The sequence below is a fragment of the Fructilactobacillus sp. Tb1 genome (assembly GCF_050500285.1).
In the GTDB taxonomy this organism is placed as follows: domain Bacteria; phylum Bacillota; class Bacilli; order Lactobacillales; family Lactobacillaceae; genus Fructilactobacillus.
On record NZ_CP191377.1, the window covers coordinates 104,362 to 128,328 of the forward strand.

Here is a 23,967-nt window from a genome sequence, read left to right on the forward strand (position 1 = left end):
ACGCTACTTATACAATTTAAGTAACGTCAACATAGCGTCAGTTTTTCCTATAGCCACGTTTTGTATAACCATCAATACGTTTATTGCAAAATTTATAATCTTTGCGATTATCCATAACATATTTTATTTTCTGTGCTAACTTTCTATTCTTAACTAAGTCGTGTTCACCAATTTCGTCTGCAATTTCTTTAGATGTTATAAATTCATGATCGTTTAATCGTTGTAAAGCTAGTTCAATCTCTTCTTCCTGTTGATCAATATACATAAATTGCATACGATTTTTTTCAATCATTTTTTTCTGTTTCTCGGTAAGAATAAAACTAAAACCATTTTTATATAGTCCTACTGCTTCTCCCCAAAATTCTTTAACCTCTTTTCGAGATAAATCAGTAACTGGACTTAAAATTTGCTGATCTGGATGTACAAGAATTGGAAGAAAACGACGTTCACCAGTTTTGTCTTTTAAATAAGTAACCTCGTTGGTAGTTCTAGCTAATACAAAGCTCTTAGGTCTACGAATATTATATCGACCATACGGTGGTCTGAAATCTAACTCTCTAGCACTAATAAATTTCTTCAAATCATCGAAACTACTTTTATTAGTTGCTGTCATTTCATCATCATTAACAATCAATGCTCGAAGCATGACTGCATAACTATCTTTATCTCTAAAATCAGTAAATTGATCAGTATAGTATTCAACTGATGGGGCCATATTGGTTAAAAAGGTTGTTTTACCTGTACCTTGGCCACCGACTAAATCCAATACATAATCAAATTTTGATTTTGGATCATATACTTTAGCTACCGCTCCAACAAAAAATAATTTTGTTTGTAATTCGATAGTTTTATTATTATCAGCACCTAAATATATTGGTAATAAATCCTTTAATATTTCGTGTTTGCCATTATCAAGCCATAATTTGTAAGCTTCATCCATATAGTCACGTAATGGGTTATAAGAATGGTTATGTGCTGCATTATCTAAAGCTGCGTAAAAATTATCTTTGCTAAAAGACTTTCCATAAACATTTTCCAAATACATCAATATAGAAGAAACGAACTCATCTCTAAACTGTCCTTTTTCAATTTTTAGGTGAGTATTCCCCTTGTTATAGTTATGATCTTTAACTACATCAATTGATTGCGTAAATTCATTATATTTAAAGGTATTAGCTAAGTTAGTATCATGTTCTAACGCTAAGAAAATATTAGAGATTGAATTAATTACATTACCAGTTGTTTTTGAAACTTTCATAATAACTGGCTTGTTGCTAATTTTTTCTTTTTCCTGCATTTTCTTAAGCTTTAAAACATCGGGAGTTTCATTAGCTGCCATTGTTATCCTCCCTTCTTCTAATTTCTTTTTTTACCATTGATTGAAAGGTGGTATTTACTTCCTTGTCAGGTAATGATTCTTTCGTATTTTCGTTAGCAATTTGAGCTAGTACATAAACTTTACTGGCATCAACATTACGGTATAACAGCGCCCCAATAAACGAAGCTAGAGCATCATTTCGACCGCCTGTAAAACCTAGTCCATCTACAATTTGTTCAAAAAGTTTAGATGTACGAGTAGGTTTACCATTAAAATTATAGTTATCAGGTTTAAAATCACTTCTAATCTTCTTTTTCTGAGTTATTGCTTTTATTAATTCATCTGGTGGAGTAACAATTGGATTTTTATTTAACCATTCATATTTTTTATTGTTTATCTCACTAGGAGCGACAACTACGTAATTATTGTTATGAGCTTTAATATCAACACCTGGTAACCAAGCAATATCTTGTTGTATCTTCATGTTCCCAGGTTTTACATAAAATAATTGTTTTCCGCCGCCAGCTGTTTTTTGGCTTAAAGTCTCAACAAACTGATTAGGATGTTTTTTCTTATAATCATTAAATGATTTAATTCCATCCGCACCACCATCGTGTTCATCGATATCAATAACAAAGAAATCAACAGTTCTTAATGCAATTTGAGCAAATGGATAACGTTTCCATAGTTTCTCAATTTCATCAATAGTTAAAGCAGGCATATCAGCAAACTTAATTAATGGCTTTTTATTCAGCATCGGCAAAACATAAAAGCCATGTTTAGCGTACATTTTGGCGTAATTAACTAAGTTTTTCATTTTAATATTCCAATCTAATAGGCTTCCCACCTATTTGGCATAATTAAAGCATACTGGCTAACTAGTTTATTTAATTAAAAGGGCATATCATCATCTGAAACATCAATTTCTTCAGGTTGTTCTGTTTTTTCAAATTCATAGTTTGTATATGGATTATCTGGATCTTTTTTATTATTTAATTTTTTAACAACTAATTTAAGGGTAGTTCCTTGAGCAGGCTTTAATACCTTGTCTAAAGCTTCATATTCATCAGTTTCATTTTCTAAAGAAAGTGGTTCAGCTAATTTATCTTTATTAATTCCAGCACAATAAGCTAATGCTGCTAGTGATTTAACAGCTGTAGCTAATACAAAACTTGGCATAGCTTTACCGCTTTTAGTCTGAGTTGCTAATGAAATATTGTCGTATTCTTTTTGCCCGTTATGTTCACCAGTCATTACTTGAAAAACAACTAGAAAACATTCAAAGCCTGATTCGTATACATGATGTCCAATTGAATCAATAATTACATCATATTCACCTGCTGGTAATCCTTGATTATTTGTACTTACCTTGTCCTTTTCTGGGTTAAATCCGTTTAAAATGTCTGCAAAAGCCATAATTATTTATCTCCTTCTGGTGTTAAAGCACCATGCACGTTTTTTAAAATATTTAAAATAATTTTGTTATTAATTTTTGAAGCATAATAATTTTTACGCTTCTTAGTGACACTTCTAATGTGGTTACTTCCGACTTGTTGGCAATGAATAACCATGTCACAATTACCATTTACGATGTTGTAGTACTTAGTTTTTAATGATGGAATTTCCTTTTGTGCTGTCCCATCGCCTTCATATCCAACACGTGATACGTAAATTACATAAACAGGCAAGGTTTTTAATTCCATAACTAATGCATTTAACATTTGACTAAACATTGCATAACCTTTTCCGTAACCAATATCTGCTAATGTATCAACATTATTTTTTAAGCAAATTTCTTGTTCTAGTAAGGAACAAATGTCATCAATAACATCAACAACAACTGTTTTATATTTAAAATCAGGGTTGTTATTCTTAGTCCCTAATTCCAGCATAATTTCATCTAATTGTTCAGAAACGCCTTTTTTAAGTGAACCATCAGCATTTCTAGTGTTTGTTAATTGAATACTAGGATATTCATTTTCTAACGCATTACCATCTGTATTTAAAAATAATGGATCTGGAAACTTACCTGATAAATAACTTTTACCTGCCATTGTTGCTCCGTAAATAAAGAAATTACGGGGATCATCAATGGTCTTTTTCTTTTCATTTTTGGGTAATATCATCTAATTAATCCTTTCTGTTTAGCTTGGTAAAATATCCAACCTCTTTTATAACCTTTTAACTTTGCATAAGCTTTTAATTGCTCCATGTTATTTAGTTCAGATGGTCGTTTATCTGCAACATAATTAGTTAAACCATCATTTAAGATCTTATCTATTCGTTCCTTACGTTTAATTGCTTCTACTTTCTCAAGTTTGGCATCTTCATCTACCTCAATCGTTTCTTCCCGTTTTAAATCAGCTCCACAGAATGGGCATTTATCATTAGTTCGATAAAATGTCGCAAAACACTGTTCACAAACAGTAACTGGTTTAATTTCAGTAGAACTGGCATTATTGGTACCTTTAATAGACTTAGTGTCTTGAATAGTCCAATTTCTATCATCGGTTGGTAGTCCAAAGCGCTCTACGTTTCCAACATGATCAATGATTACTGCTCGTTTACCTTTACGTGGATTCATTGACCGCATTGAAAATTGTAAAAATAGTGATAATGACTGAGTTGGCCTAAGTTGAATAACACAATCAACGTTTGGTAAATCTAAACCCTCAGTAAATAATTCAGCGTTAGTAACAATCATAATTTTTCCGTTACGATAATCGTTGATTATCTGCTTACGTTTATCCTTAGGTGTATTACCACTAACTGAAGCAGCTTTAATTCCCTTACGATTAAATTCAGCAGCTAACTTTTCAGCACTAGCAACGTTGTAGCAATAAGCAATGGCTTGCTTTCCTGCTGCTAGTTTTTTGTAGTTTTTAACAGCATTTCCATAAATTTTAGGTTTTATTGCTTGTTCAATACTTTTAGTATCGAATTCACCATTTCGCTTAACTTTTAATCGAGCTACGTTAATTGCTTTTGGTGCATAGTAATCAACTGGAGCTAACATCTTATGTTTAATTAGCCACGATACTTGCTTACCTGGCACTAAATCAGTTACGACATCAGTAAAGCCTTTACCATTTAATCGAATTGGAGTAGCTGTAAATAATAGCTTTAATGCTCTAGGAAAAGCATTGATAATTCTTAAATAGGTTTTACCTAACACATGATGTGCTTCATCAATAAAAATTAAATCTGGTGGTTTTAATTTATCTACTCGTCTAGTAAACGTTTGAACCATACCAAGTGTGCATAATTTCATATTTACACTTTGCTGTTTAAAGGTTATTTTCGCTTGATCAACAATTTCTTTTCGATGAACGATGAATAATACTCGATTACCTTTTGCAGTAGCTCGTCTTGCTATTTCAGCCATTACAACTGTCTTTCCAGTTCTTGGGGGGCTGGTAATCATAATTGCATGATTACCTTTTTTAATTGATTTAATTATTCCATCAACCGTTTCCTGCTGGTAATCACGAAGTTTAAACAAACGCATCACTCCCTTCAATAAATATTAATTATCTAAGCGTGATATTAGTTTTAGGTTCTTGAGTAACTTCAATACCCTTAACAACTTCACCATCTTTGCTAATCGCTTTGCCATTGTCAGAAAAAACAAGAGCCTTTTTAATATCAGACCAGTTAACTTTTTCTTCAGTTTTAATGGCTGTTGGAGAATACTTTTTAGCAATCTCTAACAATTCAGTTTTGCTCTTGGGATAACTAATTACAGTTTTAGTTGAATGAGTAATTAGAACATTGGGAAGATCTAATTTTTGCCCTGGTAAAGTTATTGCATATGCATCCAGTTGAGCTTTATAAAAATCAATTCTGGCTTGATTATCATTTTTAATTTTTTCAAGCCATTCTTGATTTTGTTGCTGCCGATTTTCAAACGTTTCTTTAGCCCATTTAATGTTTTTGTCAGCTAAATCTTTAGCATCTTTATATTTATCGGCTAATTTCATAGCTTGTTCATCATTAGTAACTTCAAATTCAGTCATTGCTTACCTCCTAAAATTATTTTAAAAATGGTTGTTGCTTGATTTTGATAATTTTTCTTTTAATAGCTTGTTTACGTTTTACAAGTCGTTGATACATTCGCGTATTTTTGTGTGCATACATAATCATTTGAGTATCAATCGTTTTTAATTCATCGTTTAATTGAATCAACGTTTTATTTTCGACCATAAATTTCTCCGTTCAGATTGAATTAATTGACCATTACTGTTAGAATTAACTCGAATCATATATGATTTGAGTACTCGAACTCGTTGACCATTCATGCTGCCATATGAATGGTCTTTTTTTATGCACTTTTTTAAGAAATTAATCATTTTTTCTCCTTTCATATATAAGAATAAATTTAAAATAATCCTTAAAAATTATTAGCTAGATATAGACCTACTAAGCATCCAACTACTCCGAATGGCAATAAATAAATCAAATATAAGACTGGATGTTTGGCAGGATTCATAAAATATTTATTGAATAGTTTTAAATATTTAATCATTTATCTCATCTCCTTAAAATGATTGCCGCGTTGTTTGTTTTGTTTAATTCGTTTGTTTACTAGATATTTATCAGCTTTATCAATAAAATCTGGTGTTGCCAAACCTACCAATATGATTAATACCAATACAAACCAATTCATAGCTACATCTGACATTTAAATCACCTCCTTATATGGAATAGTGTGCTTTGCCAGCCATTCTCTAACCTGTGTTTTTGACCACCTGTTATCTTGACAATCAAGATATGGAAAGTCGGGTTTATAAATGTAATACTTTTTTAAAGTTTTAGAATCACCGCAGTGTAGAAATTTCATAAGGTGTTTCTGATCCATAACTTCTGAATCGTCTTCTTTTTTAATTATTTCCATCATTTGATGAAACAAATTTAGAATGTTGTTTTTTAAAATTTCATCAAGCGACATATTTATCACGTCTTTTCTTATTAATTGGTTTGATATAATCATCCCTAGAAAGGTGGTGATTAATTATGAATGAATACGATAATTTAACAAATGAAGCTAAATATACTTTGATAACTCTATATAGAAACTATTTGTCTAAAGAGAAACAATTAAATGATAGATTTCAGGCAAGACAAATAGATTCTTTAAAGACAATTTCGAATATTTTAAAAGACAAATATTCTGAAAATGATGTAATAGATATAATTAGAGAATTAAGCAGTGATTCTACATCTTTTATCAATGCAAGCTGGAGTAGTAATTATCCTTCTAGAATGGAATTAAATACTAAATCAATTTCAGTTATGCAAAATAAATTTAAAAATAATGCTTCAAATATTCTTGATACACTGATTAAACTAAAGTCATTAATCTTTTAATATATAAACCAATCATTTGCGGTTAAATCATCTGATGTTGGGTTCCATCTAATTTTTGTTCCATCCATTTCTTGTGCATGATATGGAACGATTAAGCAACAAAGATTAGTATTAGTCGGAATAATACTAATTCCCTTAGGTTGCCAACTGTGTCTAGATATAGATAATCCTTGTTCAGACGCTTTTTTTGTTGCTTCCTGAATTGTCATCCGTCTCACATCCTTTCTTTAAAATTTGTTTTGCTATTACATATTCATTAAAATAGCTAATCCAATTCCAACTAAAAATCCGTTAATAAACCAAAAAGTATAAATAATACGTAGTAATCTTTTACTTTCCATTTTTATACCTTCTTTCGACTACATTTAATTTTCAAAAATAGTTAAGTCATTGTTACAAGAAGGATCCCAACTATCAAAAAACTAAAATATACAGACTTATCAAAAACCATCGCCAAAACCCATCAATGGGACTCGCCAAAATTGAAATAAGGACTAAACCACATATTGTAGAAAAAACACTTTCTATTGGATAAATAACATTTGCCCCCCACCTATCTCACTTTCTAGTGAGATTTTTTTTGTTCCAAAAATATTTTTTGTATATGAATCTACTTCTATTTCATTCCTAAACGTTCATATGTCATTTTTCTAAGTCGTTTAGCTTTAGGTGTTGGATCGCCATGAATAGCTCTGCTGTATTCAGATGCACTAACACCAAATTCAGCAGCAAGATCTTTATGTTTTAAGCCTTGAAATCTAATTTGACTGTCGATTTGTCTAAAAATTGCTTTTCTAAAATTATTTTCTAAAATTTCAGATTCTGGCATTATACTTACCTCCTTTATCAGTAAACTAGTTGTTAAGAAGTTGACAGTTTCTATGCTTTGGAATAGAATTATCCCATAACAAATAAGCAAATGAATTCCGCGTAATAACTATTAGCTCGCCAAAGCCGTTATTTATAAGATCTGTTTTTTATTACTTAATTTGTTACTCAATTACTTAACAATGTATATATTATTCTAAAGAATAGAATAAGTCAACATAAAAGTTCTATTTTATAGAATAATATATTTTAAAAAAAGATAGGATGACTATAATGACAACGTTTGAAAGAATAAAAGAAATTTCTAAAAAAAGAGGATTATCCTTAAGAAAGGTAAGTGAAAAAGCTGGTTTAAGTGAAAATGTTATTTATTCCTGGAAAAGAAAAGTTCCAAGCACAAGAAGTCTTGAAAAAGTTTCTAAAGTTTTAGGAGTTACTTTAAATGATTTAATTAATAATACAGAAATTGATATATCTAAAGAGGATAATAAATCTGTCGATTTAGATGATGAAGAGTTACTAATGAGTTTCGATGGTCAACCTATTCCAGATGCTGACAGAGAATTGATTGTTTCAATGCTTAGACAACTCAAAAATGGACGAGAAAACAATAAATAATAAATATTGTGAAAGGTTTTAAATGATAGATCTAGATAAAGTTACTCATCAAATATTACAAAAAGCATGGGATGATGGAATACAAGTCATTCAAGCTCAAATGGATCCTTATACCCCATCAAATTGCAGCCCGTCTATGAATACGATTGTAATTAATACGAATTGGCACGATAAACAGCAATTACCATTTACTATTGGCCATGAAATAACACATGTAAAAGAATGTGACAAAGAAGATGTGATTAGATCATTTACATTAGGGAGTAAAAGTAGCTACGAATATGAAGCTAACTGTGGAAGTATAAAAATATTAGTACCTTATTATGTAGATGAATTTGATGATAATTTAGAGCAGATGAATGTACTACAATTTATGCATATTTTTAAAATACCTAACAGCTTATTTAACGAATGTGAAGTTGCAATTAAAAAATATGTAAACAAATAAAAGGTGGAGAATAATTATGGGAATATTTAATAAAGAAACAAATGATGAAAGTTTAATTAATGATGTTAAAAATAATCTTTTACCTAGTGATGGGAAAAAGCATATATTGATGTTGCGATCAACAATTCAAAAATTCCAAAATTCAGGAACTGTAGTTCAAGACAAATATACAAAAGATATAAATGATATTTTAAATTATTTACAAGATAATAATTACGAAATACTCGACGTTAAAGAATCGAGTTTTACTGCAGTATCAACTGCATTGCATCAAACACTAATTATTTATAAATAAAATCATGAAAAGTAATATAAAAAATGTTTATGAAGTAATAATTATCATTTTAGCTTTGATTTCTGTAATCATGGTTATTCTTGATTTTTCTAAAATAATTAATATTGAAAGTTATCCATATAATTTAATAGATGAAGCAACTTGGATAGTTTTCGTTTTTGACTATGCAATTGGGATAATAGGCTCTAAAAATAAAATACATTATATAAAAAATCATGTTTTTGACTTATTGGCCATAATTCCAGTTAATACTGCTTTTTCTGTATTTAAAGCGTTTAGATTAACTAAAATACTTAAAGTTACTAAATTAGTTAAACTAACAAGATTGTTAAGATTTATTGGTATTTCTGGTAAGCTTAAAACTAAAGTTACTAAATTTTTAAAAACCAATGGATTCATTTATATGTTATTAATTGTTTCAGTTATATTAGTTATTTCAGCTTTACTATTTTCAGTTACTGAGAATATGTCTTTTGAAAGAGCATTGTGGTGGTCAATAACTACATCTACAACTGTTGGGTATGGAGATGTAAGTCCACATACAAAACTTGGAAAGATAATAGCAATAATTCTTATGTTAGTAGGTATTAGCTTTGTAGGTATTTTAACTAGTACTTTTACATCATTTTTCACATCAGAAAATAACGAAAAATCAATTCCAGATGAAATACGTAAATATAAATCATTACTAGATGATGGAATAATTACTCAACAAGAATTTGATGCTAAAAAGAAAGAGTTGCTAAACAAATAATTCATACGTGCAAAAATTATTCAAAATAAAAATAAAAAGTACCAATTTAGAATTGGCACTTTAAAAGAGTAATTAAATCTAATCCAAATCCTGATGATACTATAAATGATGATACAATTGAAAGAAAGCAAGTATCAGATGGAGGCAACTATATTATGAATGATTATGTAACACATGAAGAGTTAAACCACGCAGTAGATAAATTAAGCGATAAAATCGATATTCTGGGTAAAGATATTAGCAGAGATATGGATGTTAAATTTGAAACTGTAAATACTAAATTTGCTGAGCAAAAGAACTGGTTTTATGGAACTATAATTAGTGTGGTAGTTGCTACATGTGCAATTATGACATTTATAATTAAATTTCTTTAATAGCCCCACGCTTCTGTGTGGCTATTATTTTACAAATACGTCTTAATTAATAATTAATTTATTTTATACAAACTTAATACGTGCAAGCCTGATCCACGTTAAAAGCTGACATATATATGGAGACAAACATGAATAAAATGTTATTAAACGTCACTATAGCAAGTACCATTGCACTAACTGGTGCATCTGTAATTACTATCAATCAACCTATTTCATACGCTAAGAGTAGCAATTCATTTTCAAAAGAAGTCCAAGGAAAATGGACTAGCGATCAAGGCGACGTATTTACTATTAACAATTCAAATGCAAAATTGAAAAAGGTAACTGGTAAACACAAAGGTACATATAAATTTAAAATCAAGTCATATAAAGATAACAAATATACTTTATCACCTGTTGGTAAGAAAATTGCCAAAGCAAAGAAATACACTGTCTCAACTTCAAAAAGTGGTTTAATGCAATTTAACTATGGCAAACAAACTATTCAATTTAATAATGAAAGTTTAAGCATCGAGGAAAGTTCAAAAACAGTTTCAAATAATAATGACAACACTGGTAAACAAAATAAGCAAACTGTCGCTTCACCAAACAATTCATCAAATAACCAAGGAAATAATGCAAATACTCAAAATACTGACACTTCAGATACTAGTAATGATTCATATAATAATTCCCCACAAGTTTCTGCAGTAAGAAATAGTAATCCACAAGAATACGCAGCGGAAGAAGCAAGAGTAGAAAATGGTACATCTTGTATAGCTAATGAACCATTACTTGGTGAAGCTCAAGACTTAGTTCAAGAGGCTAATACACCAAGTAATTAAAATAATTACTCTACTAAATAACAATAAATAAGTCAACTTTACTATAGATTTTTGCAACAAAAAAAGCGTCCAGACTGGTGGGCACTTATGATTAATATTGTAATTTATATTGAAGGAAATTAAAACGATGATATTAGGTGATATTAAATGTTGAAAGGTTATAATACTAATCGCAGCCATAATACATCTTGACTACATAATTTTCAAACATATTGATGTGTAAAATGTTTTAATTAATTACCCCACTTGGTATTAATGAGCAGTTCGACTCTGTTCTGGGGCTTTGTAACAAAATATTATAAATTCGAGGTAATTATATATGTTAATTTTTCTTGAAAAAATAGCAACAATCGTTGGAATTGTTGCAACTGGAATTATAGCTACGGTTACGGTTATTAAATATTCAAGTCACATAAAGTTCAATGCTACCGTGGCAAAGCCAATGACTTATTATAATAAGTTCCCATATAGAAGCAAAAATCAAAAAATCATGTTAATCGTATTAGCTGCACTAATATTCTTTACCATGTCTTTGCCATTTGCTTTAATTGCAGCTGAATCAATAAACCAATTAAATTTAATTAGATTTGTACTTTCAATCGTGCTTTTCATGTTATCAATTGGATTATCAACATTCCTACTTTTAACAATAGATCCAATTCGTTGGTTCACATCTTTTAAATATTTTAATAAAAAGGATGGAAAAACTAAAAAGTATTATATTGTTGGTCAAAATAAAAATACAGATTATTTAGTTGTGATGGATAGGAATAATTTAGTATCTTCAAGTACCGAGAGAAGCTTTAATATCGTACCAAAGTCAGAAATAAAATACTTTACAGATATGAGAACTGAAAAGATTCAATTAACTACACCATTAATTAATATCCTATTTAACAAAACTAAAAAGAAGACAATCAAAGAAATTAACGAAGTATCCCCTATTATAAAAAAGAGTTTAAATAATGCTAAAGATAAAACTATTGAAGAAGTAAATAGATTAAAGCCAGTAGTAAAAAGGAATTTAAAATCAGCTAAAAAGAAAACGATTAAGGGAATCAATACAGTATCACCAATTGCTAAAAAGAAATTAACAGAAGCTAAGAATGTAACAACTGATAAGTCACACAAAATGATACCAATTCTAAAAGAAAAAATTATTAATTTAAAGAATAAAATAATAAAATTCTTCAAATTAGTAAACCACAAATTAAAAGAGTTTTTCCATAATTTATTTAATCATAAGAAAAATAAATAACCCTACTCGGTAGCAATGAGCAGTTCAACTCTGCTCTGGGGCTTTGTAATAAAATAAAAAAGGACTTATTAAGGTGCTCAAAATAAATTAGAATAGATTAGAAAAAAATATAGCAAAAATTATTGACAATTAATTAACAAAACGTATAATGAACTTATAAATAGCGGTGGATACTCTACGGAGAACACCTCGAAAATAACTTCTCATTATTCGTTTTATGGATATGAGGAGTTTTTTTTTGGAAGAAATTAAAAAATTTAAAACCATTGATGAACAGATTGAAATTTTAGAACAATAAAAAAAACCCTTACTGGAATGATAAGAGTCTCTAAAAAATTAACGTGTACGTATACATGTTAACACTTCATGTGAAAAAACGGAAAGTGAATTATTATGGCAAATGTTACAAAACGTGGCAAATCATGGCAAGCCAGAATTGATTATTATGATGATCAAGGTAAACGTCATTTTAAATCAAAATCAGGCTTTAAAACTAAAAAAGAAGCACAAATATTTATATCACAAATGATTGTGGATAAGAATTCGGGTAAATTTATTCCTGATACTCCCCCATTATTTTACGAATATTTTTGGAATTGGTTTGAACACTACAAAGAAAAAGTAGTTACTGAAAGAACAAAAAAAGATTATATACAAGTTAGAAATGTACTAAAAAAATATTTACCTAATAAAACAATTGATAAAATCGATAGATATTCATATCAACAATTTATTGATGAATATGGATCTACTCATTCAAAAGCTACTGTGTATAAATTAAATTCTTTAGTAAAAGCATGTGTTAAAGATGCAATTTATGACGGAGACATAAATAAAAATTTTATAAATAGAGTGACTTTAGTTTACGATAAAAGTAAGACATGGAAAATTGATTATTTAAATGAAAAGGAAATGTTGATGCTTACTGATTACCTAATAAAAACACGTAACAAGCATTTTACATCGAAATACATGATTCTATTAGCTATCTATACTGGAGCTCGTCTAGGCGAAATACAAGGGCTAAAATGGAAAGATATAAACAATAACTTTAAAACTATAAATATCAATAAATCCTGGAATAGTGAAGAAAATATAATTCAACCAACCAAGAATGAATCATCTAATAGAATAATAAGAGTTAATTCAAAAATTTTAGAAATTATAGATGAATTGAAAGATAACAAATCAGATTTTGTATTTACTAATCAATACAAAACAATACCTACCTCATCAGCTATAAATAAAACTTTAAAAGATAGTTTGAAAGAATTAGGAATTGAAAAGAAAAAATTTCATTTCCATTCATTGAGGCATACACATGTTGCTTATCTTTTATCTAAGGGTATAGATATTTTTATAATTAGTAAAAGACTTGGACATTCAAATATTTCTACAACTACGAATGTTTATTCGTATTTAATTGATGAATACAAGAATCGGTCAGATGATATGATTGAATCAATTTTAAATAATTTAAATAAAGATACAAAAAAAGACACTAGAGTTGAAAACTAGTGTCTTTTTAATTTGTGCACATAACGTACACATTTAAATCCACTTTATTCCTACTTATTCCATATCATTTTTTAAGAATGCCGTTATATCAGCATTTATAAATGGTATAAAAACGAATAAATAGTATACAAAAGGAGAGTACAGGATTTGAACCTGCGCGCCGAGCATAAACTCGGTTCGCCGGATTTCGAGTCCGGTGCATTACCACTCTGCCAACTCTCCGTAATTAACTCCTTAGATTAACTAAGGAGTTTTTTTATTAGTATTTCATTAAACTAAGGATATTGTAACCCTTTAATTTATCACGGCCATGTAAGTCCATTAATTCAACTAAGAAAGCTGTACCAACTACTACACCACCAAGATCTTCAATCAATTTAATAGTAGCGGCTAATGTTCCACCAGTTGCTAACAAATCATCAGTAACTAATACTTTTTGACCTGGTTTGATTGCATCTTCATGAAGATATAAGGCTGATTGACCATATTCAAGACCATAAGTTTCCTTGACAGTATTACCTGGTAATTTACCTTTCTTACGAGCTGGTGCAAATCCAATACCTAATTCATAGGCAACTGGACAACCAACGATAAATCCACGGGCTTCTGGTCCAACCACTACTTCTGCGCCAACTTTTTTAGCGTATTCAACAATTTCGTTGGTAGCTTGTTTGTATGCTTCACCATTTTCTAGTAATGGTGAAATATCACGGAATAAGACACCTGGTTCTGGAAAATCAGGATAGCTAGCCACGTAATCTTTTAAGTTAAGAGCCATTTTGGTACATCCTTTCGCTACTTATCTTGCATTGTTTGAATCAAGTTAATCAATGCATTTTGATTTAAACAAACTAATTGGTTTTCGAGATCAATTTCTTGTTCTCGATTTTGGTATATAACCGCACTATCTAATGGATGCTTTTGTGGATTAGCCACATTATTCATTACCCCATTTTGAATGGTTACAAAACCAAGTTCTGCAAACACTTTAATCATAAATACCAATGAAGATTGATCAATCTTCATCAATTTACACATTTCTTTTAAGTGTTGATTCAAAGATACATTTTGATGTGTTTTAACGAACTTAAATAGTTTAGCATATTGTTCCCGCTTTGGCATACCTAATGTTCGAATTAATTGTGGTTTATATAAATATAATACCACTTCATTCGCATCAATCTTGTCCATTACTGCTTTAAAATCATTCATATTTTTAGGACAATCAACAATAAAGACCTTTTTACTCTGATCATCCGTAGCTATTTGACTAGCCAAAGTAACGTTACATTGATCGCCTAAGTAATTATTTAATTTATTTTTTAATTTTTCATTAAAGAAAACATATTCTCCGGGCTGATTAAACATTTGCTGAACTAATTTATTAGTCCGTTGGTCAATTACAACACAACCATTTACACTCAAATCATCAACCATGATTTGTAAATTAGTTCGTCCCCGAAATTCGTTTTTACCTAATGTCCCAGCAACCTTTAAGTTATTAGCAAGTTGGGTAATTTCAGCTAACTCTGAACCAACACCAAAGTCAATTGCACCAATCTTACTGTGATTACCTAGAATATCAAATTTCAAATGGGATTTGTCAGCCCCAATTGCCATAATATTACTTAATGTATTGGGTTTAATTGCAAACTCAGGCTTAGGATTATCAACTCCAAACGGACTTAACACAGTTAATTCATCATAAAGCTTATTATTAACGTCATCCGCGCTAACTTCATAATCAATTTTCAAGACTGGTTTATTGGTAATATCAAGATTCTCAGTATCTGCAACATGTTCCAATTGATTTGATACTGTAGCAAGTTTATCTAATGAAACGGTTAATCCAACGGCCATTTCATGCCCACCAAAGGCAACCATCTCATCACGGCTTTTATCTAATGCCTTAAATAAATCAAATCCTTCAATACTCCGACCGGAACCTTTAGCAATTCCCGCAGTTTCATCAATTCCAAGAATTACCGTTGGCTTATGGTATTTTTCAGCAATCCGACTAGCAACAATTCCTAAAATTCCAGTATGCCAACCTTTTCCAGCAAGCATCAAAGTTTTCCGTTGTTGATTTTCTGGTGTTTCAGCTTGCTGTTCAGCTGCAACAGCTACTTGAGCAACTAATTCCTTACGTTGTTCATTCTTTTTTTCAGTAATTTTAGCAAGTTTATCAGCAAGGGATTCATCAGTAGTAGTTAATAATTCAACTCCTAAATTAGCATCCCCCATTCGACCGATTGCATTCAAAGAAGGGGCAATTTTAAAGCCAATATCTTCCTCACTAACATCTGCAAGTTTCAATTTAGCCCGTTTAATTAAAGCTTTTAACCCAGGACGTTCAGTTAAGTGAATCACATTTAATCCAAATTGAACGATAGCACGATTTTCACCGGTCATTGAAACTAAATCAGCTACTGTTCCAATGGCGGCTAAATCAATTTTTTCCTGGGGAATTTCTTCATCATTTAAAGCTGTTGCAACTTTAAATGCAATTCCAGCCCCAGACAAATATTTAAATGGGTAATCTGGACTCAAGTCAGCATGCACAATGGCATACGCATTCGGAAGCTTTTCAGGCAATTCATGATGATCGGTAATGACAACATCACAACCCAGTTTATTAGCTTCCTCAATGGCATCAAAACCAGATACCCCATTATCAACAGTAACAATCAAAGTTGTGCCATCTGCGATAATTTTACGGTAGGCTTCAATGTTTGGACCATAACCATCATTAAAACGATTGGGAATGTAGTAATTAACATTGGCGCCAATTTCATTTAACGTTTCATACATAATGGATGTACTAGTTAATCCATCGGCATCGTAATCACCATAAATAGTGATTTTTTCTCCTTCAGAGACTGCCATTTGAATTCGTTCTACTGCTTTATCCATATCGTGTAATAAAAATGGATCATTTAAATCTGATAAATCAGGACTAAGAAAATGACGAATTACGTCAGGATCAGTATATCCTCGATTAATCAACAATTGCGCAATCAACTGACTAATCCCAAGTTGAGAAGCTAATTCTTCGATTTGCGCTGGTTCAGCGTGGTTTGGCTTCATTTGCCAATCATAATTAGAAGTGAACACTACTCAACCTTCTTTCAGTTTTATTTTGCATCATGTTTGTCATCTAACTCTTTTGAAACTGAATCTTTCTTATCAGATTCAGTTTCAACTTCAGCACCAATTTGAGCTTGAAGTTCCTCTACTTGAGCTTGAAGCTGTTTGATTTGTTTTTGACTAGCTTTGTTTTGACGGCTATTTTGGAAAGATGACATTGATGAGAATAAGAAAATAAGCAATGCACCTAAGAGTAAACTAGCTAATACCACTAAAATTAATGGCATTTTAACTGTTGCAAAACCAAAACTAACTACTGTATCAGCCATATTCAATAAGACAAAAATAGCAATTAAAATTATGAGTACTAAACCTGAGATGACATAAACTTGTTTTTTCATTTTCTAATCTTCTTTCTTTCCAAAAGGAATATCAATAAAATCAAAATCTTTAACAACTTTAGTATTAGGGAAAATTTCACGCGCTTGTTTTTGCAATTCACGCGCCATTTTTGCGGTATAACGAGCTGAAATATGAGTTAAGAGAAGTTTTCCAACTCCATTTGACTTAGCCATAATTGCAGCTTGGACATTAGTAGAATGGTAATAGTTACGAGCTAACTTCGCTTCACCTTTACCAAAGGTACTTTCATGAACCACTACATCCGCATTCTCTGATAATTTTTGAATATTAGGTGTCTTACGGGTATCGCCTAATATAGTAACGATACGACCCTTTTGGGCTTCACCGATATAATCTTTACCATTGATTACACGTCCATCAGGAAGTGTAACCGTTTCACCGTTTTTAAGTTTTCCATAAACTGGTCCAGCAGGAATCTCATCGGCTTTAAGTTTAGCAACATTAAGTTCACCAGGATGGCTATGTTCAGTTACCCGGTAACCCCAACATTCGACTTGATGTTCCAGTTTGGCAGCAATAACTGTAAACTTAGGACCTTCATAGATTACTCCAGGTTCATCAAGTTCCACATAATTAATCTTGTATGATAATTTGGTTTGGGAAACGCGAAGAGAGGTTTGGACAAAATCCTTAATTCCCTTAGGACCATAAATCGTTAATGGTTCGTCTCCACCTTGAAATGATCGGCTTGATAGCAAACCGGGCAACCCAAAAATATGATCACCATGAAGATGTGTAATAAAAATTTTATTAATTTTTCGTGGTTTTAAAGTTGAATGAAGGATTTGTTGTTGTGTTCCTTCTCCACAATCAAAAAGCCAAACTTCATTGGCCTCATCAAGTAGTCGTAAAGCGACACTTGAAACATTTCTAAATTTACCGGGAACTCCTGCCCCAGTACCAAAAAACTCTAACTGCATATTATCTACCGTTCCTTCTAGGAAGCATAATTCATTTAAATTCGTTTAATCTACTATACAATTGTAGCATAAGAACCCTACCAATTATAGAAATCAGGTGATTATCATTAAACTTAGTGAATTCAAAGTTTCATCACAAGATTTGGATCAAAAGCGTACCATTTACTTACAAAATAAAACAAATATCTTACCAGTCACTGATTTAAAGAAATCTGTTAATCAGTTGGTACTAGTATCATCCACCAATCATAAGCCACTAACTCTTAATCAATTTAACACACGCACTGAACAAATTGATGAAAGTCTTGATCTCTACATCAATCAACCCGAAAACTTACGTATTTTTGGGTATCGTTTAGCCAATAATCGAATTATTTTCGGATAATTTTCGGAAAAAAGTAGATAACATTTTCGTTATTGACCTGAACCCTTAAAATTGGAGAATGGTTATGCAATTTTCTGGGCGGAATAGAGCCGGTATTGAACCGGTGACATTCCGCCCAGTTTTTCTTTAATACGATAATTATTATATATATGGACGTATTTATTAACAGCTGACTTTAGTTTTGAGTAACTATCATAACTAAAGTTATGAATTGTTCCAACTTTTAATTGATTGAAAAAACTTTCAATACAAGCATTATCCAAACATGTAGCCTTACGGCTCATGCTTTGAAATACTTTATTATCTTTCAAAATATTTACGAATTTTGCATTTTGATATTGAAATCCTTGATCAGAATGAACTGTCATACGATATTTTAATTTTGGACGAGCTAAAACTAATTCTGCTAAAGGTTTTACAACAAACTCTACAGTTGGATGCAAACTTAGACTCCAGGTTATAATTTCGTTATTATACAAATCCATATATGCTGTAAAATAAGCTCGTTCATTCATGGTCTTATTACCCCAACGTATTTCAGTAACGTCAGTAACTATTTTCTGTAAAGGTCTGTCAGTTTTGAATCGTCTATTAATTCTATTGGGAGATACTTTTCCACGTTTTCCTTTGTATGAATTATATTTTCTAGTTTTTCTTTCATAAGCAGTACACAATAGTCCTTCTGAATTCATTATTCGGAGGACTTTTTTGTGATTTATTTTAAATCCTAAATTATTTAATTCTAAAGTAATCCTTCTATATCCATAATCAATAAATTCAGACCTAATTCTTTTGATTTCTGCAATGACCCTTTGGTCATTACTAGAATAGTCACGTTTTAATGAATCATGATAACTACTACTAGATATTTCTGCTATATCTAATAACATGTGTAACGGGTAATTAAAGTCACGCCTTAACTCAGTAATTATTTGTGTTTTTTCTCTGTTTGGCATTTCTTTTGACTTTGAGTTAAGGCTTTTATTTTTCCCATGTATTGAATTTTAGCTTTTAAGTAGGTGTTTTCTTGTTCAAGTCTGTTTAATTTTTCCTCTAGTGATTCTTTATTATTATTCATTTTGATTAGTCTTCCTTTAAAAGGTTTTAGACGTCCAATTGATAATAACTTTTCCCACTGAAATATTGTCACAGGATTCCTAATTTTAAAGTAACGTGAAGTATTAGGATATGATTCATTATTTTCAAGACGCCAATTTATAACCTTAATTTTAAATGAATAAGAGTATCGTGTCTTGGTTGAATTATTAATTAATCCACTTTCACCAAATATTTCTAAACGTTTTATCCATTCGTACAGCGTAGCTGTACCCTTAATACCATATTTTCGCATTATAGTATTTGTTGGAACGCCATTATTGTAATCTTTAATAGCAGCTAATTTGATTTCTGATGTAAACAAAAAGAACCTCCTAAATTGGGTTCTCCAATTTAAGGGGTTCAGTTCATGTCTACTTTTTGTTTTAATCCATATAAGTAAAAGTAAAGTCTAAGATACCAACAATATCGCCATCTTTTGCACCAGCGGCACGAAGCGCATCATCAACACCCATTCCTCGTAATTGACGAGCAAATCTCATCATACTTTGAGTATGATCAGTGTTAGTCATTAAGAAGAGACGTTCAATCTTCTTACCTGTCAACATCCATACACCATCTTCATCACGATGAATTTCAAATGGTTTTTCTTCCTCTTCGGCAGTGTAAAGTACATCACCGTTGTTGTCTTCTTGAAGTTGACCTTCCTCGACAAATGGAATCAATGGAGTCTTAGATAATAAGTCACCAGTATCGCGAATTAATTGATCTAATCCTTGATGAGTAACTGATGAAATTGCATCAACTTTGATAGCAATCTTATCGTCATGGTCTTTAAGCTCTTTTTTGAACTTAGCAAGATTTTCTTCTGAATCAGGAAGATCCATCTTAGTTGCCACGATGATTTGGGGACGTTTCAATAATGATTCATCAAAATTACCCAATTCTTGGTTAATTTTAACGTAATCTTCATATGGATCACGACCTTCAACTCCACTCATATCAACTAAATGTAGGATAACTCTGGTTCTTTGAATATGACGTAAAAATTCAAATCCAAGTCCGATACCTTGTGAGGCACCATCAATTAGTCCAGGTAAATCAGCAATTACAAAGTCGTTTCCATCTTCATTGCGAACAATTCCTAAATTAGGAACTAACGTTGTAAAGTGATATTCTGCAACTTTGGGTTTTGAACTAGTAATTGTACTTAAAAGAGTTGATTTACCGGCAGATGGATAAGCAACAAGGCCGACATCAGCTAATAAACGAAGTTGTAAACTAACTTCTAATTCTTCACCTGGTTCACCATTTTCGGCAATTTCAGGGGCAGTATTCTTTGCAGTTGCAAAATGGGTGTTTCCACGGCCACCACGGCCACCTCGAGCAATCACAGCTTCATCACCTGGTTTAGTTAAATCCGCAATGACTTGATCTGTTTCAGTATTAAAAATAGTCGTACCTTCTGGAACCCGAATCACTAGATCATCCGCACTGGCACCAGTCATTCGTTTGTTACCACCGTTACCACCATTTTTAGCTTTAAATAATTTTTTGTATTTGAAATCCATCAAAGTACTCATTCCTGAGTCAACTGTGAAGATTACGTTACCACCACGGCCACCGTCACCACCTGATGGTCCACCATTTGGAACATATTTTTCACGACGGAATCCAACCATTCCGTCTCCACCTTTTCCGGCTTTAACATTAAATTTAACTTGATCTACAAACATATTTTCTCCGTTCTATTACATCTTACGCATTACTGCTTTGGGCTTCGAATTATGGAAAGTAAGCACAATCGTTTGTGCTACTGTTTTAGGAATTCCGAGTTCCTGGAAGTCAGCAACACTGGCTGCTTCAATATTTTTCATGGAACCAAAATGACGAAGTAATTTATTTCGTGTTTTAGGCCCCACACCTTTGATACTGTCTAAACGAGATGTCATGGAATTCTTACTATGCAATTCATGATGGAAAGTAATCGCAAACCGATGGACTTCATCTTGAATTCGTTGCACAAGATAGAATGCTTGGCTCTTAGGATTTAGATAGATATGTTGATCATCATCACCATACAATAGGTCAGCAGTTTTATGCTTGTTGTTTTTTACCATCCCAGCAACTGGGATATCCAAGCCTAATTCATTTTCCAAAACATCTTTAACGGCGTTCATTTGTATGTCTCCCCCATCCATTAAGATGAGATCAGGCATTTCAGCATGTTCTTTTAATAATCTAGTATAACGTCGACGAATAACTTCGCGGGTACTAGCAGCTTCATCTGCATGGTCAACAGTTTGAAGCTTATATTTACGATAACCTTTTTTGTTAGGTTTACCATCTTCAAACGTTACCATGGCTGAAACTAAGTCAGCACCATCAATATGAGAATGATCAAATGCCTCAATGCGATGAATTGGAGGTAAATTAAGTGCTTTACTTAATTCTTCCATTGCACCAGTAGTCTTGCGACGATTCATCTCTAGTAGTCTAAACTTCTCATCTAAGACATATTTAGCGTTTTCTCGGGCCATTTTAAGTAAAGCTCTTTTTTGCCCTCTAATTGGCGTTCTCGCAGGAATATCAGTTAGTTTAGTGATTAAATCTGTATCAATTGTATCAGGTACTAATATTTCACGTGGTTTAACTTGTCCTTGCTGTTTATAAAACTGCACAATAAAGTTTGTCATTTCTTCTTCCGGAGTACTAAGAATTGGAAATAAACGTTTGGTGCGTTTCATCAATCGAGCTTGACGAATATAGAAAACTTGAATTGATAACCAACCGTTATCAGCATAATAATTAAAGACATCACGTTGAGTATAATCATGAGAAATGATTTTTTGTTTTTCAACCGTGGCTTCAATGTAATGGAGTTGGTCACGTAATTCAGCTGCCCGTTCATATTCCATTTTGTCAGAGGCATCTTGCATCCGTTTTTTAATTAAACGTTTAGCGTCCGCAACATTCCCATTTAAGAATGATTTAATCTTCTTAATTTGTTCATTATACTCTGATTCAGGCACATCTTTAAAGCACGCTCCTAAACATTGTCCCATATGATAATAAAGACATGCTCGACCTTGGTGACCGTTACAACGACGAAGAGGATACATTTTCTGTAAAAAATGCATGGTTTCATCAGCTGCATAAACGTTTGGATAAGGACCATAGTAGAAAGCACCATCTTTTTTTACATAACTAGTTACTTGAATTTCTGGATCTCTTTCATTGGTGATTTTGATATAAGGATAACCACCGTTTCCATTTTTCAAACGTACATTATAGTATGGACGATATTTTTGAATTAAAGTAATTTCAAGTAGAAATGACTCTTTATCAGTTTCCGTAATAATCGTTTCATAATCAGCAATGTTTTTAACTAATTTAGCCCGGCGTCCATATTGCTTACTCTTAAAGTAAGAACGAACTCGATTTTTTAAATTTTTTGATTTACCGACATAGATAACTTTTCCATCTGCATCTTTCATAATGTAGACTCCAGGTTTTTCTGGTAGTAATTTTAATTTATTTTCAATGTGTTCCGATGCCAACTTAGTCCCTCCTCTCATTTTTAGTCGTTAATTAAATTATAATGAATTTCGCGCAACTTGTATAACTAAATGACAATTAATCTGCTTTTTGCTATGATGTAGCAAAGGGAGTGATTATATGGGTCTACACATTAATAAACAAGCGGACTTGGATGAAATGTTAAACAAGTTTGCTAAGTTTAACCCTAAAAACAATTCAAATTCTGATCACATTGAAAGTGAACAAGAACTTGAAGACAAACAAGCCGAAGCAAAAGAACGAGATAAATTCTTCAAACGCAATCAATCAAAATAAACACAAAATCAGCTGTTAAATTAACAGCTGATTTTTTTTATGCTTTAGTTTGTCTTTCAATCCAATCCCAAATTTGATCTTTACCAACTTTAGTCTTAGAAGAGAACATGACTAATTCTTCATTAGGTTCTAATTGTAACTTATTCCTTAACACAGATTCTTGATGTTTAAACTTACTCTTAGGAATTTTATCCACTTTAGTAGCAACGTAGAGCACTGGAATATTGTAGTAGTCTAGCCAATCACGCATTTGAATATCAAATTCAGTTGGTTCATGACGACCATCAATTAAACTAATTACTCCATGTAAAGTATCTCGCTGAGTTAGGTATGTTTCAATCATCGCAGCCCATTTTTCACGTTCCGTTTTAGAAACTTTAGCATAACCGTAACCTGGAACATCCACGAAGTACATTTCATGATTAACTTCATAAAAATTCAAAGTTTGGGTTTTCCCTGGTTGGCCTGATGTATGGGCATAATCACGCCGATTAATTAATACATTAGTTAATGATGATTTTCCCACATTGGAACGACCTAAAAATCCAATTTCTGGATAACCAGTCTTAGGATATTGTTTAGGGTCTACGGCACTCATTACTAATTCTACATCGGTAACATTCATTTCGGTTTCTCCAA

General features: G+C 31.6%; 30 protein-coding genes and 1 tRNA gene. 11 read left to right on the forward strand and 20 right to left on the reverse strand.

Annotated features, from left to right (window positions below):
- Positions 1 to 37: 37 nt before the first annotated feature.
- From ACQW5G_RS00640 to ACQW5G_RS00675, 8 genes are all read right to left on the reverse strand, one after another.
- Positions 38 to 1,339 carry a VapE domain-containing protein gene (locus ACQW5G_RS00640; RefSeq protein WP_429971177.1) on the reverse strand — a complete coding sequence of 434 codons (1,302 nt, stop codon included), beginning with the start codon at positions 1,337 to 1,339 and terminating at the stop codon, positions 38 to 40.
- Complete coding sequence (locus ACQW5G_RS00645) at positions 1,329 to 2,135, reverse strand: bifunctional DNA primase/polymerase (protein ID WP_429971178.1); 807 nt, start codon at positions 2,133 to 2,135, stop codon at positions 1,329 to 1,331. Before ACQW5G_RS00645 ends, ACQW5G_RS00640 begins: the two co-directional genes overlap by 11 nt.
- A 74-nt stretch (positions 2,136 to 2,209) precedes the next feature.
- Positions 2,210 to 2,734, reverse strand: coding sequence for a DUF669 domain-containing protein (locus tag ACQW5G_RS00650; protein ID WP_429971179.1), 525 nt, complete (start codon positions 2,732 to 2,734; stop codon positions 2,210 to 2,212).
- A 2-nt stretch (positions 2,735 to 2,736) separates the two neighbouring features.
- Entirely contained in the window at positions 2,737 to 3,444 is a 708-nt protein-coding gene (locus ACQW5G_RS00655) for an AAA family ATPase (RefSeq protein WP_429971180.1), read from the reverse strand.
- Entirely contained in the window at positions 3,441 to 4,826 is a 1,386-nt protein-coding gene (locus tag ACQW5G_RS00660) for a DEAD/DEAH box helicase (RefSeq protein ID WP_429971181.1), read from the reverse strand. The genes ACQW5G_RS00655 and ACQW5G_RS00660 overlap by 4 nt, the downstream gene beginning before the upstream one ends.
- A 22-nt stretch (positions 4,827 to 4,848) precedes the next feature.
- The gene (locus ACQW5G_RS00665; RefSeq protein ID WP_429971182.1) at positions 4,849 to 5,334 is read right to left on the reverse strand and encodes a host-nuclease inhibitor Gam family protein; all 486 of its coding nucleotides are present in this window, start codon (positions 5,332 to 5,334) and stop codon (positions 4,849 to 4,851) included.
- Between the two features lie 16 nt (positions 5,335 to 5,350).
- The gene (locus tag ACQW5G_RS00670) at positions 5,351 to 5,521 is read right to left on the reverse strand and encodes a hypothetical protein (protein ID WP_429971183.1); all 171 of its coding nucleotides are present in this window, start codon (positions 5,519 to 5,521) and stop codon (positions 5,351 to 5,353) included.
- 322 nt (positions 5,522 to 5,843) lie between these two features.
- Positions 5,844 to 5,999 carry a hypothetical protein gene (locus ACQW5G_RS00675; protein WP_429971184.1) on the reverse strand — a complete coding sequence of 52 codons (156 nt, stop codon included), beginning with the start codon at positions 5,997 to 5,999 and terminating at the stop codon, positions 5,844 to 5,846.
- Positions 6,000 to 6,331: 332 nt separating this feature from the next.
- On the opposite strand from ACQW5G_RS00675, the gene ACQW5G_RS00680 reads away from it, so the two are divergent.
- Positions 6,332 to 6,685: a hypothetical protein gene (locus tag ACQW5G_RS00680; RefSeq protein WP_429971185.1), complete on the forward strand. Its 354-nt coding sequence runs from the start codon at positions 6,332 to 6,334 to the stop codon at positions 6,683 to 6,685.
- Here ACQW5G_RS00680 and ACQW5G_RS00685 read toward each other — a convergent pair.
- Both ACQW5G_RS00685 and ACQW5G_RS00690 read right to left on the reverse strand, forming a co-directional pair.
- Positions 6,682 to 6,894 (reverse strand): Thoeris anti-defense Tad2 family protein, encoded by a 213-nt coding sequence (locus ACQW5G_RS00685; RefSeq protein WP_429971186.1) that lies wholly within the window; start codon positions 6,892 to 6,894, stop codon positions 6,682 to 6,684. The two genes, ACQW5G_RS00680 and ACQW5G_RS00685, sit on opposite strands and share 4 nt — an antisense overlap.
- Positions 6,895 to 7,301: 407 nt before the next feature.
- Entirely contained in the window at positions 7,302 to 7,514 is a 213-nt protein-coding gene (locus ACQW5G_RS00690; protein WP_429971187.1) for a hypothetical protein, read from the reverse strand.
- 272 nt (positions 7,515 to 7,786) lie between these two features.
- On the opposite strand from ACQW5G_RS00690, the gene ACQW5G_RS00695 reads away from it, so the two are divergent.
- The 8 genes from ACQW5G_RS00695 (at position 7,787) to ACQW5G_RS00730 (ending at position 13,602) form a co-directional block, all read left to right on the forward strand.
- Positions 7,787 to 8,131, forward strand: coding sequence for a helix-turn-helix domain-containing protein (locus ACQW5G_RS00695; RefSeq protein WP_429971188.1), 345 nt, complete (start codon positions 7,787 to 7,789; stop codon positions 8,129 to 8,131).
- 22 nt (positions 8,132 to 8,153) lie between these two features.
- Positions 8,154 to 8,579 (forward strand): ImmA/IrrE family metallo-endopeptidase, encoded by a 426-nt coding sequence (locus tag ACQW5G_RS00700; RefSeq protein ID WP_429971189.1) that lies wholly within the window; start codon positions 8,154 to 8,156, stop codon positions 8,577 to 8,579.
- A 16-nt stretch (positions 8,580 to 8,595) separates the two neighbouring features.
- A complete protein-coding gene (locus ACQW5G_RS00705) occupies positions 8,596 to 8,874 on the forward strand; it encodes a hypothetical protein (protein ID WP_429971190.1) in 279 nt (92 codons plus the stop codon).
- A 4-nt stretch (positions 8,875 to 8,878) separates the two neighbouring features.
- Positions 8,879 to 9,628, forward strand: coding sequence for an ion channel (locus tag ACQW5G_RS00710; RefSeq protein ID WP_429971191.1), 750 nt, complete (start codon positions 8,879 to 8,881; stop codon positions 9,626 to 9,628).
- Positions 9,629 to 9,783: 155 nt separating this feature from the next.
- Positions 9,784 to 10,002 (forward strand): hypothetical protein, encoded by a 219-nt coding sequence (locus ACQW5G_RS00715; RefSeq protein ID WP_429971192.1) that lies wholly within the window; start codon positions 9,784 to 9,786, stop codon positions 10,000 to 10,002.
- 128 nt (positions 10,003 to 10,130) lie between these two features.
- Positions 10,131 to 10,826, forward strand: a complete 696-nt coding sequence (locus ACQW5G_RS00720) for a hypothetical protein (protein WP_429971193.1) — start codon at positions 10,131 to 10,133, stop codon at positions 10,824 to 10,826.
- 319 nt (positions 10,827 to 11,145) lie between these two features.
- Positions 11,146 to 12,084 carry a hypothetical protein gene (locus ACQW5G_RS00725; protein ID WP_429971194.1) on the forward strand — a complete coding sequence of 313 codons (939 nt, stop codon included), beginning with the start codon at positions 11,146 to 11,148 and terminating at the stop codon, positions 12,082 to 12,084.
- A gap of 393 nt (positions 12,085 to 12,477) precedes the next feature.
- The gene (locus ACQW5G_RS00730) at positions 12,478 to 13,602 is read left to right on the forward strand and encodes a tyrosine-type recombinase/integrase (protein ID WP_429971195.1); all 1,125 of its coding nucleotides are present in this window, start codon (positions 12,478 to 12,480) and stop codon (positions 13,600 to 13,602) included.
- A gap of 132 nt (positions 13,603 to 13,734) precedes the next feature.
- Here the strand turns inward: ACQW5G_RS00730 and ACQW5G_RS00735 are convergent.
- From ACQW5G_RS00735 to rnz, 5 genes are all read right to left on the reverse strand, one after another.
- Positions 13,735 to 13,824: transfer RNA gene (locus ACQW5G_RS00735), tRNA-Ser, on the reverse strand.
- A gap of 37 nt (positions 13,825 to 13,861) precedes the next feature.
- A complete protein-coding gene (locus tag ACQW5G_RS00740; RefSeq protein ID WP_429971196.1) occupies positions 13,862 to 14,380 on the reverse strand; it encodes an adenine phosphoribosyltransferase in 519 nt (172 codons plus the stop codon).
- Positions 14,381 to 14,397: 17 nt separating this feature from the next.
- Positions 14,398 to 16,716: a single-stranded-DNA-specific exonuclease RecJ gene (recJ, locus tag ACQW5G_RS00745; RefSeq protein WP_429971197.1), complete on the reverse strand. Its 2,319-nt coding sequence runs from the start codon at positions 16,714 to 16,716 to the stop codon at positions 14,398 to 14,400.
- A 20-nt stretch (positions 16,717 to 16,736) separates the two neighbouring features.
- Complete coding sequence (locus tag ACQW5G_RS00750) at positions 16,737 to 17,090, reverse strand: LapA family protein (RefSeq protein ID WP_429971198.1); 354 nt, start codon at positions 17,088 to 17,090, stop codon at positions 16,737 to 16,739.
- A gap of 3 nt (positions 17,091 to 17,093) precedes the next feature.
- Complete coding sequence (gene rnz / locus ACQW5G_RS00755) at positions 17,094 to 18,032, reverse strand: ribonuclease Z (protein ID WP_429971199.1); 939 nt, start codon at positions 18,030 to 18,032, stop codon at positions 17,094 to 17,096.
- Between the two features lie 97 nt (positions 18,033 to 18,129).
- Here rnz and ACQW5G_RS00760 point away from each other — a divergent pair, with 97 nt between their 5' ends.
- Entirely contained in the window at positions 18,130 to 18,417 is a 288-nt protein-coding gene (locus ACQW5G_RS00760) for a hypothetical protein (protein ID WP_429971200.1), read from the forward strand.
- A gap of 62 nt (positions 18,418 to 18,479) precedes the next feature.
- Here the strand turns inward: ACQW5G_RS00760 and ACQW5G_RS00765 are convergent, their stop codons facing one another.
- From ACQW5G_RS00765 to uvrC, 4 genes are all read right to left on the reverse strand, one after another.
- Positions 18,480 to 19,373 (reverse strand): IS3 family transposase, encoded by an 894-nt coding sequence (locus ACQW5G_RS00765; RefSeq protein WP_429970274.1) that lies wholly within the window; start codon positions 19,371 to 19,373, stop codon positions 18,480 to 18,482.
- Entirely contained in the window at positions 19,346 to 19,837 is a 492-nt protein-coding gene (locus ACQW5G_RS00770; RefSeq protein ID WP_429970275.1) for a helix-turn-helix domain-containing protein, read from the reverse strand. The genes ACQW5G_RS00765 and ACQW5G_RS00770 overlap by 28 nt, the downstream gene beginning before the upstream one ends.
- Before the next feature lie 61 nt (positions 19,838 to 19,898).
- Entirely contained in the window at positions 19,899 to 21,209 is a 1,311-nt protein-coding gene (obgE, locus tag ACQW5G_RS00775; protein ID WP_429971201.1) for a GTPase ObgE, read from the reverse strand.
- Positions 21,210 to 21,224: 15 nt separating this feature from the next.
- Entirely contained in the window at positions 21,225 to 23,033 is a 1,809-nt protein-coding gene (gene uvrC / locus ACQW5G_RS00780; RefSeq protein ID WP_429971202.1) for an excinuclease ABC subunit UvrC, read from the reverse strand.
- 118 nt (positions 23,034 to 23,151) lie between these two features.
- Here uvrC and ACQW5G_RS00785 point away from each other — a divergent pair, with 118 nt between their 5' ends.
- Positions 23,152 to 23,328: an SPJ_0845 family protein gene (locus ACQW5G_RS00785; RefSeq protein ID WP_429971203.1), complete on the forward strand. Its 177-nt coding sequence runs from the start codon at positions 23,152 to 23,154 to the stop codon at positions 23,326 to 23,328.
- Positions 23,329 to 23,365: 37 nt separating this feature from the next.
- Here the strand turns inward: ACQW5G_RS00785 and yihA are convergent, their stop codons facing one another.
- Positions 23,366 to 23,953 (reverse strand): ribosome biogenesis GTP-binding protein YihA/YsxC, encoded by a 588-nt coding sequence (gene yihA / locus ACQW5G_RS00790; protein WP_429971204.1) that lies wholly within the window; start codon positions 23,951 to 23,953, stop codon positions 23,366 to 23,368.
- Positions 23,954 to 23,967 lie beyond the last annotated feature (14 nt).

Bases quoted from the DNA above. Each gene is read 5' to 3' on its own strand.
- ACQW5G_RS00640 (WP_429971177.1), bottom strand. From the start codon at position 1,339: ATGGCAGCTAATGAAACTCCCGATGTTTTAAAGCTTAAGAAAATGCAG.
- ACQW5G_RS00645 (WP_429971178.1), bottom strand. From the start codon at position 2,135: ATGAAAAACTTAGTTAATTACGCCAAAATGTACGCTAAACATGGCTTT.
- ACQW5G_RS00650 (WP_429971179.1), bottom strand. From the start codon at position 2,734: ATGGCTTTTGCAGACATTTTAAACGGATTTAACCCAGAAAAGGACAAG.
- ACQW5G_RS00655 (WP_429971180.1), bottom strand. From the start codon at position 3,444: ATGATATTACCCAAAAATGAAAAGAAAAAGACCATTGATGATCCCCGT.
- ACQW5G_RS00660 (WP_429971181.1), bottom strand. From the start codon at position 4,826: ATGCGTTTGTTTAAACTTCGTGATTACCAGCAGGAAACGGTTGATGGA.
- ACQW5G_RS00665 (WP_429971182.1), bottom strand. From the start codon at position 5,334: ATGACTGAATTTGAAGTTACTAATGATGAACAAGCTATGAAATTAGCC.
- ACQW5G_RS00670 (WP_429971183.1), bottom strand. From the start codon at position 5,521: ATGGTCGAAAATAAAACGTTGATTCAATTAAACGATGAATTAAAAACG.
- ACQW5G_RS00675 (WP_429971184.1), bottom strand. From the start codon at position 5,999: ATGTCAGATGTAGCTATGAATTGGTTTGTATTGGTATTAATCATATTG.
- ACQW5G_RS00680 (WP_429971185.1), top strand. From the start codon at position 6,332: ATGAATGAATACGATAATTTAACAAATGAAGCTAAATATACTTTGATA.
- ACQW5G_RS00685 (WP_429971186.1), bottom strand. From the start codon at position 6,894: ATGACAATTCAGGAAGCAACAAAAAAAGCGTCTGAACAAGGATTATCT.
- ACQW5G_RS00690 (WP_429971187.1), bottom strand. From the start codon at position 7,514: ATGCCAGAATCTGAAATTTTAGAAAATAATTTTAGAAAAGCAATTTTT.
- ACQW5G_RS00695 (WP_429971188.1), top strand. From the start codon at position 7,787: ATGACAACGTTTGAAAGAATAAAAGAAATTTCTAAAAAAAGAGGATTA.
- ACQW5G_RS00700 (WP_429971189.1), top strand. From the start codon at position 8,154: ATGATAGATCTAGATAAAGTTACTCATCAAATATTACAAAAAGCATGG.
- ACQW5G_RS00705 (WP_429971190.1), top strand. From the start codon at position 8,596: ATGGGAATATTTAATAAAGAAACAAATGATGAAAGTTTAATTAATGAT.
- ACQW5G_RS00710 (WP_429971191.1), top strand. From the start codon at position 8,879: ATGAAAAGTAATATAAAAAATGTTTATGAAGTAATAATTATCATTTTA.
- ACQW5G_RS00715 (WP_429971192.1), top strand. From the start codon at position 9,784: ATGAATGATTATGTAACACATGAAGAGTTAAACCACGCAGTAGATAAA.
- ACQW5G_RS00720 (WP_429971193.1), top strand. From the start codon at position 10,131: ATGAATAAAATGTTATTAAACGTCACTATAGCAAGTACCATTGCACTA.
- ACQW5G_RS00725 (WP_429971194.1), top strand. From the start codon at position 11,146: ATGTTAATTTTTCTTGAAAAAATAGCAACAATCGTTGGAATTGTTGCA.
- ACQW5G_RS00730 (WP_429971195.1), top strand. From the start codon at position 12,478: ATGGCAAATGTTACAAAACGTGGCAAATCATGGCAAGCCAGAATTGAT.
- ACQW5G_RS00740 (WP_429971196.1), bottom strand. From the start codon at position 14,380: ATGGCTCTTAACTTAAAAGATTACGTGGCTAGCTATCCTGATTTTCCA.
- ACQW5G_RS00750 (WP_429971198.1), bottom strand. From the start codon at position 17,090: ATGAAAAAACAAGTTTATGTCATCTCAGGTTTAGTACTCATAATTTTA.
- rnz (WP_429971199.1), bottom strand. From the start codon at position 18,032: ATGCAGTTAGAGTTTTTTGGTACTGGGGCAGGAGTTCCCGGTAAATTT.
- ACQW5G_RS00765 (WP_429970274.1), bottom strand. From the start codon at position 19,373: ATGCCAAACAGAGAAAAAACACAAATAATTACTGAGTTAAGGCGTGAC.
- obgE (WP_429971201.1), bottom strand. From the start codon at position 21,209: ATGTTTGTAGATCAAGTTAAATTTAATGTTAAAGCCGGAAAAGGTGGA.
- ACQW5G_RS00785 (WP_429971203.1), top strand. From the start codon at position 23,152: ATGGGTCTACACATTAATAAACAAGCGGACTTGGATGAAATGTTAAAC.
- yihA (WP_429971204.1), bottom strand. From the start codon at position 23,953: ATGAATGTTACCGATGTAGAATTAGTAATGAGTGCCGTAGACCCTAAA.